This window comes from Bacillus massilinigeriensis (assembly GCF_900117315.1).
GTDB lineage: Bacteria > Bacillota > Bacilli > Bacillales > Cytobacillaceae > Bacillus_BE > Bacillus_BE massilionigeriensis.
Genome location: NZ_LT630337.1, coordinates 1395512 through 1415987, shown reverse-complemented (window position 1 = coordinate 1415987; position 20476 = coordinate 1395512). Strand labels below are relative to the sequence as shown.

General features: G+C 38.9%; 17 protein-coding genes and 1 other annotated feature. Of the genes, 16 read left to right on the top strand and 1 reads right to left on the bottom strand.

Features of this window, described 5'->3' with window-relative positions; translation table 11 throughout:
• Positions 1-75: 75 nt before the first annotated feature.
• From BQ6100_RS07065 to pyrE, 16 genes are all read left to right on the top strand, one after another.
• On the top strand, positions 76-849 hold the full coding sequence (locus BQ6100_RS07065) for a YlmH family RNA-binding protein (protein ID WP_075981000.1): 774 nt from the start codon (positions 76-78) through the stop codon (positions 847-849).
• 85 nt (positions 850-934) lie between these two features.
• Entirely contained in the window at positions 935-1450 is a 516-nt protein-coding gene (locus tag BQ6100_RS07060) for a DivIVA domain-containing protein (protein ID WP_075980999.1), read from the top strand.
• Positions 1451-1498: 48 nt separating this feature from the next.
• Positions 1499-1733 (top strand) — a binding site (T-box leader).
• A 159-nt stretch (positions 1734-1892) separates the two neighbouring features.
• Positions 1893-4658 carry an isoleucine--tRNA ligase gene (gene ileS / locus BQ6100_RS07055; RefSeq protein WP_075980998.1) on the top strand — a complete coding sequence of 922 codons (2766 nt, stop codon included), beginning with the start codon at positions 1893-1895 and terminating at the stop codon, positions 4656-4658.
• Between the two features lie 186 nt (positions 4659-4844).
• Entirely contained in the window at positions 4845-5132 is a 288-nt protein-coding gene (locus tag BQ6100_RS07050) for a TraR/DksA C4-type zinc finger protein (RefSeq protein WP_075980997.1), read from the top strand.
• Positions 5133-5212: 80 nt separating this feature from the next.
• Positions 5213-5677: a signal peptidase II gene (gene lspA, locus BQ6100_RS07045; protein WP_075980996.1), complete on the top strand. Its 465-nt coding sequence runs from the start codon at positions 5213-5215 to the stop codon at positions 5675-5677.
• Positions 5677-6588 (top strand): RluA family pseudouridine synthase, encoded by a 912-nt coding sequence (locus BQ6100_RS07040; RefSeq protein ID WP_075980995.1) that lies wholly within the window; start codon positions 5677-5679, stop codon positions 6586-6588. The genes lspA and BQ6100_RS07040 overlap by 1 nt, the downstream gene beginning before the upstream one ends.
• Positions 6589-6791: 203 nt before the next feature.
• Positions 6792-7334, top strand: a complete 543-nt coding sequence (pyrR, locus tag BQ6100_RS07035) for a bifunctional pyr operon transcriptional regulator/uracil phosphoribosyltransferase PyrR (protein ID WP_075980994.1) — start codon at positions 6792-6794, stop codon at positions 7332-7334.
• 113 nt (positions 7335-7447) lie between these two features.
• Positions 7448-8761, top strand: coding sequence for a solute carrier family 23 protein (locus BQ6100_RS07030; RefSeq protein WP_075980993.1), 1314 nt, complete (start codon positions 7448-7450; stop codon positions 8759-8761).
• A 320-nt stretch (positions 8762-9081) separates the two neighbouring features.
• Positions 9082-10011: an aspartate carbamoyltransferase catalytic subunit gene (locus BQ6100_RS07025; protein ID WP_075980992.1), complete on the top strand. Its 930-nt coding sequence runs from the start codon at positions 9082-9084 to the stop codon at positions 10009-10011.
• Positions 9974-11260: a dihydroorotase gene (locus BQ6100_RS07020; protein ID WP_075980991.1), complete on the top strand. Its 1287-nt coding sequence runs from the start codon at positions 9974-9976 to the stop codon at positions 11258-11260. The genes BQ6100_RS07025 and BQ6100_RS07020 overlap by 38 nt, the downstream gene beginning before the upstream one ends.
• Positions 11257-12363 carry a carbamoyl phosphate synthase small subunit gene (locus BQ6100_RS07015; RefSeq protein WP_075980990.1) on the top strand — a complete coding sequence of 369 codons (1107 nt, stop codon included), beginning with the start codon at positions 11257-11259 and terminating at the stop codon, positions 12361-12363. Before BQ6100_RS07020 ends, BQ6100_RS07015 begins: the two co-directional genes overlap by 4 nt.
• A complete protein-coding gene (gene carB, locus BQ6100_RS07010) occupies positions 12342-15554 on the top strand; it encodes a carbamoyl-phosphate synthase large subunit (RefSeq protein ID WP_075980989.1) in 3213 nt (1070 codons plus the stop codon). The genes BQ6100_RS07015 and carB overlap by 22 nt, the downstream gene beginning before the upstream one ends.
• Entirely contained in the window at positions 15551-16330 is a 780-nt protein-coding gene (locus BQ6100_RS07005; protein WP_075980988.1) for a dihydroorotate dehydrogenase electron transfer subunit, read from the top strand. The genes carB and BQ6100_RS07005 overlap by 4 nt, the downstream gene beginning before the upstream one ends.
• On the top strand, positions 16327-17238 hold the full coding sequence (locus tag BQ6100_RS07000) for a dihydroorotate dehydrogenase (protein ID WP_075980987.1): 912 nt from the start codon (positions 16327-16329) through the stop codon (positions 17236-17238). The genes BQ6100_RS07005 and BQ6100_RS07000 overlap by 4 nt, the downstream gene beginning before the upstream one ends.
• A 1-nt stretch (position 17239) precedes the next feature.
• Complete coding sequence (gene pyrF, locus BQ6100_RS06995) at positions 17240-17956, top strand: orotidine-5'-phosphate decarboxylase (RefSeq protein WP_075980986.1); 717 nt, start codon at positions 17240-17242, stop codon at positions 17954-17956.
• Positions 17953-18588 (top strand): orotate phosphoribosyltransferase, encoded by a 636-nt coding sequence (gene pyrE, locus BQ6100_RS06990; protein ID WP_075980985.1) that lies wholly within the window; start codon positions 17953-17955, stop codon positions 18586-18588. Before pyrF ends, pyrE begins: the two co-directional genes overlap by 4 nt.
• A 70-nt stretch (positions 18589-18658) precedes the next feature.
• On the opposite strand, the gene BQ6100_RS06985 is transcribed toward pyrE, so the two are convergent.
• Positions 18659-20368, bottom strand: a complete 1710-nt coding sequence (locus tag BQ6100_RS06985) for an Rqc2 family fibronectin-binding protein (RefSeq protein WP_075980984.1) — start codon at positions 20366-20368, stop codon at positions 18659-18661.
• Between the last annotated feature and the right edge of the window lie 108 nt (positions 20369-20476).

Below are 20476 nucleotides of genomic sequence, written 5' to 3'. Positions count from 1 at the left end.
AGCTGTTTAGCGAGGAGAACATTCACCAAATAATGTGGATGGTCTCTTTTCTAAATGGAAAAAGGGGCACTAACAATGAATCTTTATCAACATTTTCGACCTGAAGAACGTGCTTTTATAGACGTAGTGCTCCAGTGGAAGGATTATGTTGAAAATACTTATGCTCCTAAGCTAACCGATTTTCTAGATCCTAGGGAGCAGCACATTCTAAAAACCATTGTTGGACAAGATTCCAAAGTCCATTGTCAGCTTTTTGGTGGAATGGCAGGAACAGAAAGAAAGCGAGCATTATTATATCCAGAATATTTCCAAGTGGAAATGGATGATTTTCTCATCAATTTATATGAAATCCATTATCCAAGCAAATTTGTTAAAATTGAGCATCCACAAGTATTAGGAAGCTTGATGTCTTTGGGATTAAAACGTGGGAAATTCGGAGATATCTTAATACAAAATGAGCGAATACAATTTTTCGCATCTACTGAAATTGGTCCATACATCTTGACGCAATTAGAGTCAATCGGTCGAGCGAAGGTTCAAATTTCTCAAATTCCATTGACAGAGGCAATTAATATTCAGGATGACTGGAGGGAAGGCTCCATAACGGTCTCATCCCTTCGTATAGATACTATCATTTCAGGCATTTACAATATTTCAAGGCAGAAATCACAGGGCTATATTGGACAAGGCTTAGCAAAACTTAACTGGACAACAATAGAAAATCCATCCTTTGAATGCCAAGAAGGGGATCTTTTATCAGTAAGGGGACTTGGCCGGTCAAAAATAATATCTATTGATGGAAAAACGAAAAAAGAAAAATGGAAAGTAACCATAGGCAAACAAAAATAGAAGGATTTTGCAGGAATTCCATGAAAACTGTCGAATATTAGAAAAATACATATAATCTGTGCAAACAATCAGGGAGGTGGCCTTTATGCCATTAACACCATTAGATATTCATAACAAAGAATTTAGTAAAGGTTTTCGGGGATACGACGAGGATGAGGTAAACGAATTTCTCGATCAGGTTATAAAGGATTATGAGTTGATTATTCGTGAAAAAAAGGAAATGGAAGAGAAATTAAAGGATTTAAATGATCGACTAGGACATTTCAACAATATTGAAGAAACCTTAAATAAATCCATTGTTGTCGCCCAAGAGGCAGCAGAAGAAGTGAGAAGAAATGCTCAAAAAGAAGCAAAGCTTATTTTGAAGGAAGCAGAGAAGAATGCTGACCGTATAGTAAATGAATCTCTTTCAAAGGCAAGAAAAATTGCCCTAGAAATTGAAGATTTAAAGAAGCAATCTAAAGTATTTAGAACAAGATTCAAAATGTTGATTGAAGCACAGCTTGATTTGTTAAATAGTGATGATTGGGATCACTTGCTCGAGTATGAGCTAGATGCAACCGAATTAAAATCAACATCAAAAGAGGATACATTAGCTTGACGAATGCGTTATAAAAAGCATATAATTTCTTAACAAAAGCTAAATCATGAGTATACGATGATTGGGACAGTACAATTTTTCAAAAAGCTTTATTAGCGAGTCGGGGATGGTGGAAGCCCGAAAAGCTGAAGGATTGGAAAATCACCCTTGAGTACCTTACTTGAACATCATGTGATTATTAAAGTAGGGCGTTTCATTCACGTTACGAATGCTCAAGTGGATTCATTAAAGAAAATGGATCTATAAGGGTGGTACCACGGGAAATTACCTTCTCGTCCCTTTTCGGGATGAGGAGGTTTTTTATTTTTTCTAGGTTGGGTTGTAAGTTAGTTTATTATTGATTTTCTAGTCTTATTATTGGGCTTTGATAAACATACAAGTCTAATAAATCCAATATTTGGAAAAGGTATATTTATGATTTAACCAATATAGGAGGATCAAGATGGAGTACAAAGATACGTTATTAATGCCAAAAACAGAGTTTCCAATGCGTGGGAATCTTCCAAAACGTGAGCCTGAAATCCAGGCGAAATGGGAAGAATTAAATATTTATGGACTTGTGCAGGAGAGAACAAAGGGTAGACCTATGTTTGTTTTACACGACGGTCCTCCATATGCAAATGGTGATATCCACATGGGTCATGCCTTAAATAAGATTCTAAAGGATATGATCGTACGATATAAATCTATGAGCGGATACCATGCTCCATATGTCCCTGGTTGGGATACTCACGGTCTGCCAATCGAACAAGCATTGACAAATAAAGGTGTAAAAAGAAAAGAGATGACGGTGGCAGAGTTTCGTAAACTTTGTGAGGAATATGCTTACCAACAAATAAACAATCAACGGGAACAATTTAAACGTTTAGGTGTTCGTGGTGATTGGGATAATCCATATGTAACTTTGAAGCCGGAATATGAAGCACAGCAAATCAAAGTATTTGGGGAAATGGCGAAAAAAGGCTACATCTATAAAGGGAAAAAACCTGTGTATTGGTCTCCTTCAAGTGAATCTGCTTTAGCTGAAGCAGAAATCGAGTATCAGGATAAACGATCTGCCTCTATTTACGTATCCTTCAAGGTCAAGGATGGAAAAAGTGTACTTGACACTGATACTCAAATTATTATTTGGACGACAACCCCATGGACTATCCCGGCAAACCTTGGTATTTCCGTGCATCCGGATTTAACCTATGTCGTGGTTTTAGTGAATGGCCAAAAATATTTAGTTGCACAAGATTTATTAGAATCAGTCACCAATGAAATCGGTTGGGAAAATCCCGAAATTGTTCAGTCAATGAAAGGAAACGAACTAGAATATGTTGTTGCAAAACATCCAATTTATGACCGTGATTCACTTGTCATGCTCGGTGAACATGTTACAACTGATGCTGGTACTGGCTGCGTTCATACCGCACCTGGACACGGGGAAGACGACTTTATCGTTGGTCAAAAATATGGATTAGATGTACTTTGCCCAGTAGATGATAAAGGGGTCATGACAGAGGAAGCAGAAGGCTTTGCTGGATTATTCTATGACCAAGCGAACAAGCCCATTACTGAAAAGCTTGAGGAAGTAGGAGCTTTATTAAAGCTTTCCTTTATCACTCACTCTTATCCCCATGATTGGAGAACAAAGAAGCCAGTTATTTTCCGAGCTACGGCTCAATGGTTCGCATCCATTAAGGATTTCCGTGAACAATTGCTTGAAGCAATTAAGGAAACGAAGTGGGTTCCAGCATGGGGTGAAACTCGTTTGTTTAACATGGTTCGTGATCGTGGTGACTGGTGTATTTCCCGCCAACGTGCATGGGGTGTACCAATCCCTGTCTTTTACGCAGAAAATGGGGATGCGATTATTACAGATGAAACGATTGAACACGTATCAAACCTTTTCCGTGAATATGGTTCAAATGTTTGGTTTGAGCGTGAGGTGAAGGATTTACTACCAGAAGGATTTACTCATCCAAGTAGCCCAAATGGTATTTTTACAAAAGAGACAGATATTATGGACGTATGGTTTGACTCCGGTTCTTCTCATCAAGCCGTACTTGTAGAACGCGAGGATTTACAAAGACCTGCTGACTTATATTTAGAGGGATCTGACCAATATCGTGGCTGGTTTAACTCTTCTTTATCGACTGCCGTTGCTGTAACTGGTAAAGCACCTTATAAAGGGGTACTAAGCCATGGGTTTGCTCTAGATGGTGAAGGACGAAAAATGAGTAAGTCCATTGGTAATGTCGTAATCCCTGCAAAGGTAATGAATCAACTAGGTGCCGATATTTTAAGACTTTGGGTTGCGTCGGTTGACTATCAAGCAGATGTTAGGGTATCAGACGCAATCCTAAAGCAAGTAGCTGAGGTATATCGCAAGATCCGTAATACCTTCCGTTTCCTTTTAGGAAACTTAGCTGACTTTGATCCATCAAAGGATTATGTCCCTTACGAACAATTAAGAGAAGTGGATCAATTCATGCTCGTAAAGCTAAATAAGCTCATTAAAACAGTGAAAGAATCATATGAAAACTATGAGTTTTCAACGATTTTCCATGCAGTCAATAATTTCTGTACACTGGATCTAAGTGCTTTCTATTTAGACTTTGCAAAAGATGTTCTTTATATTGAGGCTGCAAATCATCCAGAAAGACGTGCGATTCAATCTGTGCTGTATGATTGTTTGCTATCACTGACTAAATTAGTCACACCTATTTTACCTCATACCGCTGACGAGGTTTGGGCATTTATCCCTTCTGTTGAGGAAATAAGTGTACAATTAACCGACCTACCAGAATATCAGGAGCTTGTGAATGCGGATGAATTAGAGCAAAAATGGACAGCGTTTATGAATTTAAGGGATGATGTTCTAAAAGCATTGGAAGAAGCCCGAAATGAAAAGATCATTGGAAAATCATTAACAGCAAAGGTTACTTTATATGTCAATGAAAAAACGAATGTGCTTCTAAACTCTATTCAAGAAAATCTTAAACAAATCTTTATTATTTCTGGTTTTGAAATTGCTGGAAGCTATGAAGATGCTCCAGAGAACGCTCTAAAATTAGAAACGGCTGCTATTGTAGTCACAAAAGCAGAAGGAGAGACCTGTGAACGCTGCTGGTCAGTAACCACTGATGTAGGCCATGATCATGATCATCCAACCCTTTGCAGCCGTTGTGCTAGTGTGGTAAAAGAAAACTATCATGCATAAGTTGATAAAAAACTCTTCGGATTTTCCGAAGAGCTTTTTTCTTAAGGATTTCCACCTTCGTTAATAATTGTTCCCTATGTCAAATTTTATTGAGTGTGCTTGTTTAGAGTCAGGAAATAATATACGAAACAACAAAATAATACAGATTTCATTTTCTAGCCGATATTTCAATAACGGAGGTTAAGTATGGATGCAACCCTTGTAAAGCTCTATTCAGAACTCCGTAACACAAGAGAGGAATTAAAGAAAAAACTACACGATGCAAATGGATCAAACATGATTAAACCCATTATTGCTGCTGAATTAAGGGATATTGAGGCAGCAATTGAAAAAATGGAATGTGGAACGTATGGAAGATGTGAAGTTTCTGGGGAATTCATTCCTCTTGATCTCCTTATGGATGTACCCACGGCAAAAACAGTAGAGGATTTTCACAAATTGAAGTCATATTATCGCAAACCTTTAACCCATTAAGGCTTTGGCTATAACTTTCTAATGAATTGTGATAAAATGCAGAAGGTAGCAAAAGAAATTGTGTCTGGGGGTTGCCTTTCTTGTTTTATTACATAATTGCATTAATGGTCATTGCACTTGACCAATTAACAAAATGGCTTGTAGTTAAAAATATGGATTATGGAGAAAGTATTCGTATTATAGAGAACTTTTTGTATATTACTTCCCATCGTAATCAAGGTGCTGCATGGGGAATTCTACAAGGTCAAATGTGGTTTTTCTACATCATCACACTGGTTGTTATCTTAGGTATTATTTATTACATTCAAAAAGCGACAAAAGGAAAAGTCCTTTTTGGTGTCTCACTAGGCTTAATTTTGGGAGGGGCAATTGGGAATTTTATTGACCGCGTGATTAGAAAAGAAGTGGTTGATTTTGTCCACACCTATATATTTGGTTACAACTTCCCCGTTTTTAATGTTGCCGACTCAGCATTAGTAATTGGCGTCGGATTGTTAATTATACATTTGTTTATTGAAGAGAGAGAATCAAAGGAGAAATCTTAATGGAAAAATGGGAATACACCGTTAACCAGGAGGAAAAATTGGAGAGAATAGATAAAATTCTTTCTACGCAATCTGAAGACTGGTCACGAACACAAGTACAGCAATGGATTAAAGATGGACTTGTTTTAGTAAATGGAAAAAAAATAAAAACGAACTATAAATGTCAGCCAGAGGATCAAATAGAAGTTAGTATCCCTGAGCCTGAAATCCTAGATTGTTTACCAGAAAAAATGGATTTGGACATTTATTATGAGGATCATGACGTTTTGGTTGTTAATAAACCAAGTGGGATGGTCGTTCATCCTGCTCCTGGTCATTTAACCGGTACCCTTGTGAACGGATTGATGTACCATTGTAAGGACTTATCAGGAATTAATGGTGTACTACGACCAGGAATTGTCCATCGCATTGATAAGGATACATCAGGCTTACTCATGGTTGCAAAAAATGATATGGCCCATGAAAAGCTTGTCAATCAACTCGTTGAAAAAACAGTAACTAGGAAATATCGCGCCATTGTCCATGGGGTCATTCCACATGATTATGGAACGATTGATGCACCACTCGGTCGTGATCCAAAGGATAGACAAAGTATGACTGTTGTAGAGAATGGGAAACATGCGGTTACTCATTTTCAAGTTTTAGAACGTTTTAACGATTTTTCCTATGTTGAATGTCAGTTGGAAACAGGAAGAACCCACCAGATTCGCGTTCACATGAAATATATTGGTTACCCACTGGCAGGAGATCCTAAATATGGTCCAAGAAAAACATTGAATATTAATGGACAAGCTTTACATGCTGGAATTTTGGGTTTTACCCATCCAAGAACAGGGGAGTATTTAGAGTTCGAAGCTCCTCTACCTGCGGAATTTGACGAATTGTTGGAAATGTTAAGAAATAATCGTTGACATGAAACAAAATGAGGTTTAATATAATTCTAGTTGAATAAGTCCTTTAATACAGTCCCGTGAGGCTGAGAAGGAGACGGATGATGCAAAAGGAATTCCTATATCCATTTTGCCATAGATATGTACCTAAAAATCCTCTCACCTCATGGTGTTAGGATTTTTTTTATTAAAGAATCCATTTCAAATAGGAAAGGGTGAGAGATGTGTCCCAGAAAGCGATTGTTTTAGATGAACAAGCAATTCGCAGAGCATTAACAAGAGTAGCACACGAGATTATAGAGAAAAATAAAGGCATCGATAAATGTATTCTAATTGGGATACGTACTAGAGGAATTTATTTAGCAAGACGTTTGGCAGAGAGAATTGAACAAATTGAAGGTAGACCGGTTCCAGTGGGTGAACTTGACATTACCCTTTATCGAGATGACCTTACAACGAAAACGGAAAATCAAGAACCACTTGTGAAAGGATCTAATATTCATACGGATATCAAAAATCAAAAGGTCATTCTTGTAGATGATGTGCTTTATACAGGAAGAACCGTAAGAGCAGCGCTTGACGCATTGGTTGATTTAGGTCGACCCGCTTCTGTCCAATTAGCCGTGTTGGTTGATCGAGGACACCGTGAATTACCTATTCGTGCAGATTATGTTGGAAAGAATATCCCAACCTCTAGCTCAGAAAAAATTGTGGTTGAATTAAATGAAGTAGATAAGATTGATCAAGTAAGTATTTTTGATAAATAATACATCACCCTTTTAATGAAGTCCGGAGAGACTACCAAAGGGAAAGCAAAGAAACATTGCTTTTATATCTTTGAAGACGGTGCATTAAAGGGTATTAGAAAAGGAGAATACCTATGAATAGACCAAATCTAGATATTAATGAAATACCATCACCTGGTAAATGGTTAACCCTAAGCTTACAGCATCTTTTTGCGATGTTTGGAGCAACGATTCTTGTCCCATATTTAGTAGGGTTAAGCCCAGCAATTGCTTTAATTTCAAGTGGTTTAGGAACGCTTGCCTTTCTGATTATCACAAAATGGCAGGTTCCAGCTTATCTTGGTTCTTCCTTTGCCTTTATCGCACCAATTATTGCTGCAAAAGCAAGCGGAGGTCCAGCAGCCGCAATGATTGGAACATTTTTTGCAGGATTAGTGTATGGAATTGTTTCTTTAATCATATATAAAGCTGGATACAAATGGATTATGAATTTACTACCTCCGATTGTTGTAGGACCAGTCATTGTCGTTATCGGGCTAGCCTTAGCTGGAACAGCAGTTGGCATGGCAATGAATGACCCTGTAACAGGGAAATACAGTTTACTACATTTTTCAGCTGCATTAGTGACGCTAATCGCAACGATCATCTTTACTATATATGGTAAAAAAATGCTCAGCCTAATTCCAATTTTAGCCGGAATTGTTGTAGGCTACATTTATTCAGTCATCATTGGTATCGTTGATTTTACTCCAGTGATGAAAGCAAGTTGGTTTGAAATGCCAGACTTTATTATCCCTTTTGTTGACTACAAGATAAATATTACTTTAGATATCATCCTGTTAATGGTTCCAGTAGCTGTGGTGACATTATCAGAGCATATTGGACATCAGCTTGTGCTAAGTAAGGTTGTTGGTCGAGATTATATTAAGGAACCTGGATTACATCGATCCATCCTTGGTGATGGTACAGCGACAATGATTTCTGCATTAATCGGTGGTCCACCTAAAACAACCTATGGTGAAAATATTGGTGTATTAGCGATTACAAGGGTCTATAGCGTATACGTTCTCGCTGGCGCAGCAGTGGTTGCTATTATATTCGGTTTCGTCGGCAAAGTAACAGCATTAATAGGTACAATCCCATCACCGGTCATGGGCGGAGTATCCATCCTCCTGTTTGGGATCATTGCTTCTTCTGGTTTAAGAATGCTAGTTGATAGTAAAATTGATTTTGGAAATAACCGTAATCTTGTTATCTCGTCTGTTATCCTTGTCATTGGAATTGGTGGAGCCTTTATCAAAGTATCCGATGAATTCCAAATTCAAGGGATGGCACTTGCCGCCATTCTAGGGGTATTGCTTAACTTAATATTACCTGGAAGAGAAAAAAATGTAGATTTATTTAGTCTAAATAATGATGAAGCAGATACGAGGAATGATGTAGCTTAAATCACCTTTTAAAGAGGTCCAGTGAGACTTAAAAGGGTGTTGGAAGTAAATCGGGTAACTCGTAATTTCGAGAGTTGGGTATAAGAAGGAAATCCCCAACACCGATAATCTTTTAACCGTACAGACGAATATCCTTAACCTTTTCATTACCTTTCGATTAGGAAGTATCAATCAGAAATGGGATTTTGAAAAGGTAAGAATTGACAGTCTGCAACAACACCCTGACAAACTAAGTGTCAGGGTGTTTTATTTATATAGCAAAGTTATAAATGTGTTTTTCAATAAAAGTGTTTCTCAGAAAACCATGAGGAGGATGTACGATGAAGCATTTATTAAGAACGACTGACCTATCACTAGAGGAGATTTTTGGGATTTTGTCTGATGCACAACATTTTTCAATGGGCGGTAGCTGGAAAACCATGGACCAAGCATTTGCAGCAAATTTATTCTTTGAGCCTAGTACGAGAACAAAATGTAGCTTTGAGGTCGCTGAACGTAGACTAGGTCTTGAAGTAATTCCGTTTGAAGTGAGTACCTCTAGTGTCCAAAAAGGGGAGACACTATATGATACAGTTCGCACGCTTGAATCTGTTGGGGTTAAGGCAGTAGTGATTCGCCATCAGGCAGATGAGTATTTCCGGGAATTGGTTGGTAGGGTAGGGATTTCGGTGATTAATGCTGGAGATGGATGTGGTCACCACCCAACACAATCTTTGCTTGATTTACTAACGATTCAGCAGGAGTTTGGTCATTTTGTCGGTCTTAAGGTTGCCATCATCGGAGATATACGACATAGTCGTGTGGCAAGATCGAATGCAGATACGCTCGTTCGATTAGGAGCTGAGGTAGTGTTTTCTGGTCCGAAGGAATGGTTTGATGAAAGTATTATGCAAAACGGCCATTATGAGGATGTTGATACAGCGATTGAAACCTCGGATGTAGTCATGCTATTGAGAATTCAACATGAAAGGCATACAAAGGATGGAAGCACAACAGCCGAGGAATATCATAGAGAGTTTGGCTTAACGGTAGAGCGTGAAAGAAGAATGAAACCAAGTGCGATTATTATGCATCCTGCACCAGTTAATCGGGATGTGGAAATTGCTGATTGTTTAGTAGAATGCGAACGTTCAAGAATCTTTAAACAAATGCAGAACGGTGTTTACATTCGGATGGCTGTATTAAAGAGATCGTTAGAAGGGAGCGTTAATCATGTCAACACTTATCAAAAATGGCCAGTTGCTTACTGACAATGGAGAACTAATAAAAAGTGATATATATATAAAAGATGGAAAAATCGTAGAAATAGGAAGTTCCATTTCAAAAGAGGCAGATGAGGTCATAGATGCAACGGACCTTATCATGTCACCTGGATTTGTCGATTTACATGTACATCTGCGTGAACCAGGAGGGGAAATAAAAGAAACGATTGAAACTGGGACTCTTGCAGCGGCAAAGGGAGGCTTTACAACAATTGCTGCAATGCCTAATACAAGACCAGTTCCAGACAGTAAGGAACAACTTGAATGGCTTAATCAAAGAATCAAGGAAAAGGCCGCAGTCCGAGTACTCCCGTATGCCTCTATAAGCGTCCGGGAGTTAGGCCAAGAGCTCACAAACTTTGCTGAATTAAAGGAAATGGGGGCCTTTGCCTTTACTGATGATGGGGTAGGCGTTCAATCTGCTGCGATGATGCTTGAGGCAATGAAAAATGCTGCCAAAAACGATATGGCTATTGTTGCCCATTGTGAAGAAAATACACTTATTAATAAAGGTTGTGTTCATGAGGGGGAATTCTCACAGAAGCATGGTTTAAAAGGGATACCATCTGTATGTGAGTCTGTCCAAATCGCTAGGGATGTTCTCCTTGCCGAGGCAGCAAATTGTCATTATCACGTTTGTCATATAAGTACAAAGGAATCTGTTCGTGTCGTACGTGATGCAAAAAGAGCGGGAATAAATGTTACTGCAGAGGTCACACCACATCATTTATTACTATGTGACGAAAATATTCCTAACCTGGATTCTAACTATAAAATGAATCCTCCATTAAGAGATAGAAGAGACCGAGAGGCATTAATCGAGGGTCTGTTAGATGGAACAATAGACTTTATCGCAACTGACCATGCTCCTCATACCGCTGAAGAAAAAGCAGAAGGCATGGAATTAGCGCCTTTTGGAATTGTTGGATTAGAAACAGCCTTTCCTCTTCTCTATACCCATTTTGTTGAAGAAGAGCTTATGACATTAAAGCAGCTCATTGACTATCTAACCATCAAGCCAGCTCAAAGCTTCAATCTACCATATGGGAAAATAGAAGTTGGAGCTGATGCAGATATCGTTCTCTTAGACTTAGAGCATCGTAAGGTCATTGATCCAAAAAGCTTTTTATCAAAGGGGAAAAATACCCCATTTGCTGGTTGGGAATGTTATGGATGGCCAGCATTAACCATATCACAAGGGAAAATCGTTTGGAGAAAAGGAAGTGTCACCGCATGAAGAAGCAATTAATTCTAGAGGATGGTACGATTTTTATTGGAAAAGGTTTTGGTAGTGATTCCTCTACCATAGGAGAAGTCGTTTTTAATACCGGGATGACAGGATATCAAGAAATTTTATCTGACCCCTCGTATTGTGGTCAGATTGTAACCTTAACCTATCCACTAATTGGAAATTACGGGATTAATCGAGATGATTTTGAATCCATTATCCCAGCTGTACAGGGATTCATTGTGAAGGAAGCGGCTGAATTTCCGTCCAATTGGAGAAGTAAAAACTCATTAAATGAATTCTTTCAAATGAAAAATATTCCTGGTATCTCCGGGATTGATACAAGAAAGCTAACTAGAATTATTAGAAAGCATGGAACATTAAAAGGGGCGATTTGTAGTGCACTGGAAGATCCCCAATCCATTATCGAAAAGCTAAAAGCAACTAAGCTTCGAAATGATCAAGTGAAACAAGTATCAACAAAGACTCCTTACCCAAGTCCAGGACGAGGTAGAAGGATAGTCTTAGTCGATTTTGGAATGAAGCATGGGATTCTACGAGAATTGAATAATCGTAATTGTGATTGTATCGTTGTGCCTTATAATACATCTGCTGAAGATATTATTTGTTTAAGTCCAGATGGAGTCATGTTATCCAACGGTCCTGGAAATCCAAAGGACGTACCGGAAGCGATTGAAATGATTCAAGGGATTTTAGGGAAGGTTCCGATTTTCGGAATTTGTTTAGGTCATCAATTATTTGCGCTTGCCAATGGGGCAAATACAGAAAAGATGAAGTTTGGTCATCGTGGCTCTAATCATCCAGTGAAGGATTTAAGGTCGGGAAAAGTTGCGCTTACGTCACAAAATCATGGATTTACAGTTGATGAATCATCGATTGCTGGAACCTCTCTAGAAGTTACTCACTTGGCATTAAATGATGGAACGATAGAGGGGTTACGCCATAAAAGCTACCCTGCTTTTACTGTGCAATATCATCCAGAGGCATCACCTGGACCTGAAGATAGCAATTACTTATTTGATCAATTTTTAGAAATGATAGAATCTGAGAAAAAGGGAAGTGCTCACAAATGCCAAAGCGTACAGATATAAATAGTATTTTAGTCATTGGTTCAGGACCAATCGTTATTGGTCAAGCGGCGGAATTTGACTATGCGGGTACACAAGCATGTATCGCATTAAAAGAAGAAGGGTACCGAGTGATTCTCGTAAATTCTAACCCAGCTACTATTATGACTGATACAGAAATAGCTGATGCCGTTTATATAGAGCCTCTCACACTTGATTTTGTGAGCACAATCATTCGTAAAGAACGACCAGATGCGATTGTACCAACCCTTGGAGGCCAAACGGGCTTGAATTTAGCTGTAGAACTAGCTAAATCAGGTGTCTTGGAAGAATGTGGGGTAGAGATTTTAGGAACGAAGCTTTCAGCAATCAATAAGGCAGAGGATCGAGATTTATTTAGAAGTCTTATGAATGAACTAGGGGAACCGGTTCCGGAAAGTGAAATCATCCATTCATTAGATGAGGCCTTTACCTTTGTTAAACAAATAGGTTATCCCGTGATTGTTCGCCCTGCTTTTACCCTTGGTGGAACTGGAGGCGGTATATGTCATAACGAGAGTGAGCTAATCGAAATCGTCACTAGTGGCTTGAAACATAGTCCTGTCACACAATGTTTGTTAGAACGTAGTATTGCTGGCTTTAAGGAGATTGAATATGAAGTCATGCGAGATTCAAATGACAATGCCATTGTTGTTTGTAATATGGAAAATATAGACCCAGTAGGAGTACATACAGGGGATTCGATTGTTGTTGCACCAAGCCAAACACTAAGTGATCGAGAGTATCAGCTTTTGCGTAATACTTCATTAAAGATTATTCGCGCATTAGAAATAGAAGGTGGCTGTAACGTCCAACTTGCATTAGACCCGGAGAGCTTTAACTATTATATTATCGAAGTAAATCCAAGGGTAAGCAGATCATCAGCGCTTGCTTCTAAAGCAACAGGCTATCCGATAGCAAAGCTTGCAGCAAAAATCGCAGTTGGTTTAACCTTGGATGAAATGATAAATCCTGTAACAGGCAAAACCTATGCCTGCTTTGAGCCAGCTTTAGATTATATCGTAACGAAAATTCCTCGCTGGCCATTTGATAAATTCGAATCAGCAAGCAGAACTTTAGGCACACAAATGAAGGCAACAGGAGAGGTCATGGCAATCGGCCGTACCTTTGAGGAATCCTTGTTAAAAGCCATTCGATCCCTTGAAGCGAATGTCTATCATTTAGCCTTACATGACTCAGAAACAATCAGTGACGAGCTTCTTGAGAAACGCATTCGAAAAGCTGGAGATGAGAGACTCTTTTACATCGCGGAAGCTATTCGAAGAGGGATTAGTATCGAAACCATTCATGAATGGTGCTTAATCGATCTCTTCTTCCTTCATAAGGTGGAGAAGATTGTCTTATTTGATGAAGTGGTTAGAAAAAGCCCTTTCCAATTAGAGGCTGGGAAAAAGGCAAAGGAAATGGGTTATGCAGATTCTGTCTTAGCCAGCATGTGGGATAGCACGGAACTTGAAGTCTATAATTGGAGAAAGCATTTTGGCCTTTTGCCAGTATATAAAATGGTTGACACCTGCGCAGCAGAATTCGAATCAGAAACACCATATTATTATGGGACCTATGAAGCGGAAAATGAATCGATTGTCACTGAAAGAAAAAGCGTAATCGTTCTTGGCTCTGGACCAATCAGAATCGGTCAAGGAATCGAGTTTGATTATTCCACTGTCCATGCAGTATGGGCGATTAAAGAAGCTGGTTATGAGGCAATCATTATTAATAATAATCCAGAGACTGTCTCAACAGACTTTAGTATTTCAGATAAATTGTACTTTGAGCCACTTACAATAGAGGATGTCATGCACATTATTGATTTGGAGAAACCGATTGGCGTTGTCGTCCAATTTGGTGGTCAAACGGCTATCAACTTAGCTGCTAAGCTAGTAGAAAGAGGTGTACGTATATTAGGTACATCTCTTGAAGATTTGGATCGGGCAGAGGATCGAGATAAGTTTGAACATGCTTTAACCATGATGGGAATTCCTCAACCAAAGGGAAAAACGGCGCTATCTGTTGCTGAAGCAATCGAAATAGCAAAGGAGATAGGTTATCCAGTACTTGTCCGACCTTCCTATGTTTTAGGAGGAAGAGCGATGGAAATCGTCTATCAGGAGGAAGAGCTCCTATACTATATGGAAAATGCCGTGAAAGTAAACCCAGATCAGCCAGTATTAATTGATCGTTATTTAACTGGAAAAGAAATAGAAGTAGATGCCATATCGGATGGAAAAGATGTTGTGATCCCTGGAATCATGGAACATATCGAACGTGCTGGAGTCCACTCAGGAGATTCCATTGCGGTTTATCCTCCTCAAAGTATAAGCAAGGATGTAAAGGATAAGCTGATTGACTATACGCAAAAATTAGCTAAAGGATTAGGGATAATAGGTCTATTAAACATTCAATATGTTGTTACAAAGGAAGACGTTTATGTGCTAGAAGTAAACCCAAGATCAAGCCGTACCGTTCCTTTCCTAAGTAAAATCACTCATGTTCCTATGGCTAAGATTGCAACAAAGGTCATATTAGGTCAAAGCTTGGAAAGCTTGGGATATCAATCGGGTCTAATTCCAGAGAAGGATGGAGTATTTGTCAAGGTTCCAGTATTCTCCTTTGCCAAACTAAGAAAAGTGGATACAACCTTGGGACCTGAAATGAAATCAACCGGAGAGGTAATGGGAAAGGACATCACCCTAGAAAAGGCTTTATATAAGGGTCTAGTTGCCTCTGGTATTAAGATTCATAAGTTTGGTACTGTTTTAATGACAATCGCAGATAAAGACAAGCAGGAAGCCATCCATTTAGCAAAACGATTTGCATCTATCGGTTATCGATTAATGGCAACAAGTGGAACAGCCAATTATTTGCGAGACTTCGGAATACCTGTAAAAGTCGTTGCAAAAATCGGATCGGAAGGCCCAGATTTACTCGATGTCATTCGAAATGGTGAAGTCCAATTTATCATAAACACTCTGACGAAAGGAAAGCAGCCTGAAAGGGACGGCTTTAGGATTCGCAGGGAATCAGCAGAAAATGGACTTCCTTGTTTAACATCTCTTGATACAGCAGAGGCCATATTAAGGGTCATCGAGTCAATGAATTTCTCTGCTGATCCAATGAATAAACCATCGGAAATTAGGGAGGCGATTCTATCATGATTAAGAAAGAATATTGCCAAGTCGTCTCACAAAAGGAAATTGCAGAAAATATATATGAGCTCACCTTAAAGGGTGAGCTTGTTCAAGAAATGAAAGAACCTGGTCAATTTGTTCATTTGAAGGTGAATGAGGGAAATGATCCACTATTAAGGAGACCTATAAGTATTTGCGATATCAATCATGAAGATTCTCAATTCACTATCATTTATCGAAATGCAGGAAGAGGAACAGCTTTTCTATCCAAGAAGGCTTCAGGGGAAATGGTTGACATTTTAGGACCGTTAGGAAATGGATTTCCAGTTAGTGAGGCATCCTCTGGGGATACTGCCATCCTTGTTGGAGGCGGAATTGGTGTACCACCATTGTATGAATTATCGAGGCAGCTTGTGAGGTCTGGGGTTAAAGTCATTCATGTTTTTGGTTATCAAACCAAATCCGTCGCCTTCTATGAAGAGGAGTTTAATTTACTTGGGGAAACGTATATCGCAACTGTTGATGGGTCTTTAGGTACAAAGGGGTTTGTAACAGACATTCTTAAGAGGGAACAATTTGACTTTGATATCATATATTCATGTGGTCCAACTCCGATGTTACAGGCATTATCTGACCTCTATCCAGAAAAAAAGGTTTATTTGTCTCTAGAAGAAAGAATGGCTTGTGGAATTGGGGCATGCTTTGCCTGTGTATGCCACAAGAAGAGTGATCCAACAGGACATTCCTATAAGAAGGTATGTAGTGATGGACCTGTATTCAAAGCAGGGGAGGTTTTGATATGAATCGATTACAGGTTGAGTTACCTGGATTATCATTAAAAAATCCAATTATGCCTGCTTCCGGTTGTTTTGGATTTGGACGTGAGTTCAGTGAGCTTTACAATTTAAGCGAGCTTGGTGCCATCATGATTAAAGCCACAACTTTAGAACCTAGATTTGGAAACCCAACCCCAAGGGTCGCAGAAACAACAGCCGGAATGTTAAACGCCATTGGTCTCCAAAATCCTGGTCTTGAAAAAGTTGTTCATGAGGAGCTTCCCTGGTTAGAGCAATTTGATGTACCAATTATCGCAAATGTTGCAGGATCGATGGAGGAAGACTATGTTGAAGTGGCAAGGGAGATTTCAAAGGCTAGGAATGTTCATGCTCTTGAATTAAATATTTCCTGTCCGAATGTTAAAACAGGTGGAATTGCTTTTGGAACAATCCCTGATGTGGCAAAGGATTTAACAAAGAAAGTGAAAGAGGTTTCAAGTGTTCCAGTATATGTTAAATTATCTCCTAATGTAACAAATATTGTCGAGATGGCGACAGCGGTGGCAGATGGTGGTGCTGATGGCTTAACGATGATTAATACATTAGTTGGAATGCGAATAGATATCAAAACGGGTCGACCAATCCTAGCGAATAAAACAGGCGGGCTATCAGGACCTGCAATTAAGCCAGTTGCTATTCGAATGATTTATGAAGTGAGTCAAAAGGTAAATCTTCCAATTATAGGAATGGGGGGAGTAGAGACAGCTGAAGATGTCATCGAGTATTTTTACGCTGGAGCAAGTGCAGTTGCTGTTGGAACAGCAAACTTTGTTGACCCTTTTGTCTGTCCAAACATTATCGAAAAGCTTCCTGAATTATTAAGCAATCTAGGGATCGAACATATTTCTGAATGTAGAGGAAGGAGCTGGAAATAGGATGACAGCCCCACTGATTATTGCGCTCGATTTTCCAAATAAGAACGAGGTATTTCAATTCTTGAATAAGCTTCCTAATGAAAAGCTTTTTGTGAAAGTTGGCATGGAGTTATTTTATCAAGAAGGTCCATCCATCATACAAGAATTAAAAGAAAAAGAGCATCAAATTTTTCTAGATTTAAAGCTTCACGATATTCCAAATACAGTGAAGAATGCGATGAAAGGGCTAGCAAGGCTTGGTTGTGACTTGGTAAATGTCCATGCTGCAGGTGGAAGAGAAATGATGGAATCCGCTTTGGAAGGGCTGGAGGCAGGCACTATGCATGGAAATATAAGACCAAAGCTTATAGCTGTTACCCAACTGACGAGTACATCGGAAGAGCAAATGATGAGAGAGCAATTAATTCAGGTCTCACTGCAGGAATCCGTTCGACACTATGCGTCATTAGCGAAAGAATCTGGTTTAGATGGAGTTGTTTGTTCAACCCATGAAGCAGGTATGATACGGAAAGAACTAGGGGAAGGCTTTTTAACGGTTACACCTGGAATTCGTTTAAATAGTGATCAAACCGGAGACCAAAAGCGAGTGGCAACCCCTAGTATTGCAAGAGAGTCTGGAGTTTCTGCCATTGTAGTAGGCCGTTCTATTACTAAATCAGAGAATCCACTTCTAAGCTATCAATTAATTAAGAAGGAATGGGAGGGAGTTTTACAATGAAAAAATTAATCGCTGAAAGATTACTAGAGATAAGGGCCGTTGCCTTACAGCCAAATGAACCTTTTACATGGGCATCAGGAATAAAATCACCTATTTATTGTGATAATCGGTTAACTCTTTCCTACCCGGAAATTAGAAGAGAAATTGCTAACGGATTAAAGGATTTGATTTTAGAAAACTTCCCTGAAGCTGAGCTCATTGCAGGAACAGCGACAGCTGGAATTCCCCATGCTGCCTGGGTTAGTGATTTGTTAAGTCTTCCGATGTGTTATGTCCGCTCTAAACCGAAGGGACATGGAAGAGGAAATCAGATCGAAGGAAGAACGGAAAAGGGTCAGAAAGTTGTTGTGGTGGAGGATTTGATTTCAACAGGTGGTAGTGTTATCACTGCTGTTGAGGCCTTGAGAAATGAAGGGTGTGAAGTCCTTGGGGTTGTATCAATTTTCACCTATGAGCTTGAAAAGGGTCGGAAGCTGCTTGGTGAATCAAAAATTAATGCCTATTCATTGACTGATTTCTCAACTTTAGTTCGCATTGCTTCAGAAAAGGGATATATGGAAGAAGAAAATCTAGATAAGGTATTGGAATGGAAGAAAAGCCCTGAGGAATGGGGTAAAAGTTTTATTCATTAAAGAAAAAAGAGGATGGTCCATTAGGTTTTTAAAATCGCCTTTTTGGTCATCCTCTTTCAGGATTTAAAAACTATTTTTTTAGCTTCAGCACAACTTCCTCATCAGGAGTTATATAAACCGTTTGTTGGTTATCATAAATGACAAAACCAGGCTTTGCTCCATTTGGCTTTTTTACATACCGAACCTTTGTGAAATCAACAGGAACAGAGCTTGAACTGCGGGCTTTACTAAAATAGGCTGCAAGTATTGCTGCTTCATGAATCGTTTTCTCATCAGGTTCCTTGCTTCTAATGACAACGTGGGATCCAGGAATATCTTTTGTATGAAGCCATACTTCATCTCTGGCTGCTAATTTATTCGTTAAATAGTCATTTTGTTTATTATTTTTTCCGACTATGATTTCTGTTCCATTGGAAGAGATATAATGGTCTAGAACTGGTTTTACACTAGCTGATTTTTTATTCTTTCGTTTCCTTCTGTCCCGAAGATATCCTCCCTCTACAAGTTCCTCTCTGATTTCCTCTATATCCTTTGTAGAGGCTGATTCAATTTGCTGAAATAATGCATCAAAATAGGCAATTTCCTCTTTTGTTTTTATGATTTGCTCCTTCACAAAATGAATTGCATTTTTCGCTTTTTGGTATTTTGTGAAGTACTTTTGAGCATTTTCCGATGGGGTTTTTAATGGGTTTAAAGGAATCTTGATAGTACCACCATTTTCATCATAGTAATTCAAAACCTCAATTTCTTTCATACCTTTTTGCATGTTGTAAAGATTCGCTGTTAATAATTCGCCAAAAAGCTGATATCGATCGGAATGCTCTGCTTCATTTAATGTATTCAGGAGCTTCTTGAGCTTCTTCTCATTCTTTTCTTTTTCATTTCGAATAAACCGCTCGAGGTCATTTCCTTGCTGCTTCACACGATCGCGTTCAGCTTTTCCAAAATAAAAACGATCAAGCATTTCGCTTAATGAGTGATAGAATTTAGATTCGCCTTGTATGTGTTGAAGCGGAAAAAGATAAAAGAGGTCTTTTCCGTTATTGGAAATGATTACGGGTGTGTATTGATTTTTCTTAATTGGACTCAAAACCTCTAAAAATGCCTTAGGAACGGTGATGCGGTTCGCCATTCCGGCATGGTGTAACACCTCTTTAGCGAAAAGTGGGGAAACACCAGAGAATTGCTCTACTAATTGACGATCAATCCTTCCTGCATGGAAATCAATCGATTTCAGTACATCCTCTTCTGTTGCTTCTAAGGGATTTGCTTTGTTTTGTGCAGGTGGAAAGATATAGGGCTGTCCGGGGAGGATAGCACGATGGGTGTTAACAGCAAATGAAATGTGCTTAATAGAATCTAGTATCACATTTTTCATTTTATCAACTAGAATGATATTGCTGTGCCGACCCATAATTTCTACGATTAGCTGTTTATTTGAGATATCTCCTACTTCATTTCTTCCTCTAACCTCAAAAACAATCATTCGGTCTAACTCCACCTGATGGATTCCCTCTAAAATATATCCCTCTAAATGTTTTCTTAACAGCATACAAAACATTGGGGGCTCATTGGGGTTATCATGCTGTTCATTGGTCAGCTGTGCACGTGCATAGCTTGGATGAACGGACAGCAGCAATTTATGGTTCTTACCCCCTGCTCTAATAATGATAACCACTTCATTTTTATTAGGTTGATGGATTTTATTTATTCGTCCACCCGTCAAAGTATCAGAGAGCTCATGCACCATCGCCCTCGTAAATAAACCATCAAATGACATATTCACATCTCTTTTCTATTTAAACTACATTGTCCTATTTTTCATGACTCCGTTTTTTCATAGGAACTCCACATTAATATAACATGATTTCGAATTTCATCCACAATA

Coding starts and splice junctions, on each gene's coding strand:
- BQ6100_RS07065 (WP_075981000.1), top strand. CDS start 76: ATGAATCTTTATCAACATTTTCGACCTGAAGAACGTGCTTTTATAGAC.
- BQ6100_RS07060 (WP_075980999.1), top strand. CDS start 935: ATGCCATTAACACCATTAGATATTCATAACAAAGAATTTAGTAAAGGT.
- ileS (WP_075980998.1), top strand. CDS start 1,893: ATGGAGTACAAAGATACGTTATTAATGCCAAAAACAGAGTTTCCAATG.
- BQ6100_RS07050 (WP_075980997.1), top strand. CDS start 4,845: ATGGATGCAACCCTTGTAAAGCTCTATTCAGAACTCCGTAACACAAGA.
- BQ6100_RS07040 (WP_075980995.1), top strand. CDS start 5,677: ATGGAAAAATGGGAATACACCGTTAACCAGGAGGAAAAATTGGAGAGA.
- BQ6100_RS07030 (WP_075980993.1), top strand. CDS start 7,448: ATGAATAGACCAAATCTAGATATTAATGAAATACCATCACCTGGTAAA.
- BQ6100_RS07025 (WP_075980992.1), top strand. CDS start 9,082: ATGAAGCATTTATTAAGAACGACTGACCTATCACTAGAGGAGATTTTT.
- BQ6100_RS07020 (WP_075980991.1), top strand. CDS start 9,974: ATGTCAACACTTATCAAAAATGGCCAGTTGCTTACTGACAATGGAGAA.
- BQ6100_RS07015 (WP_075980990.1), top strand. CDS start 11,257: ATGAAGAAGCAATTAATTCTAGAGGATGGTACGATTTTTATTGGAAAA.
- carB (WP_075980989.1), top strand. CDS start 12,342: ATGCCAAAGCGTACAGATATAAATAGTATTTTAGTCATTGGTTCAGGA.
- BQ6100_RS07005 (WP_075980988.1), top strand. CDS start 15,551: ATGATTAAGAAAGAATATTGCCAAGTCGTCTCACAAAAGGAAATTGCA.
- BQ6100_RS07000 (WP_075980987.1), top strand. CDS start 16,327: ATGAATCGATTACAGGTTGAGTTACCTGGATTATCATTAAAAAATCCA.
- pyrF (WP_075980986.1), top strand. CDS start 17,240: ATGACAGCCCCACTGATTATTGCGCTCGATTTTCCAAATAAGAACGAG.
- pyrE (WP_075980985.1), top strand. CDS start 17,953: ATGAAAAAATTAATCGCTGAAAGATTACTAGAGATAAGGGCCGTTGCC.
- BQ6100_RS06985 (WP_075980984.1), bottom strand. CDS start 20,368: ATGTCATTTGATGGTTTATTTACGAGGGCGATGGTGCATGAGCTCTCT.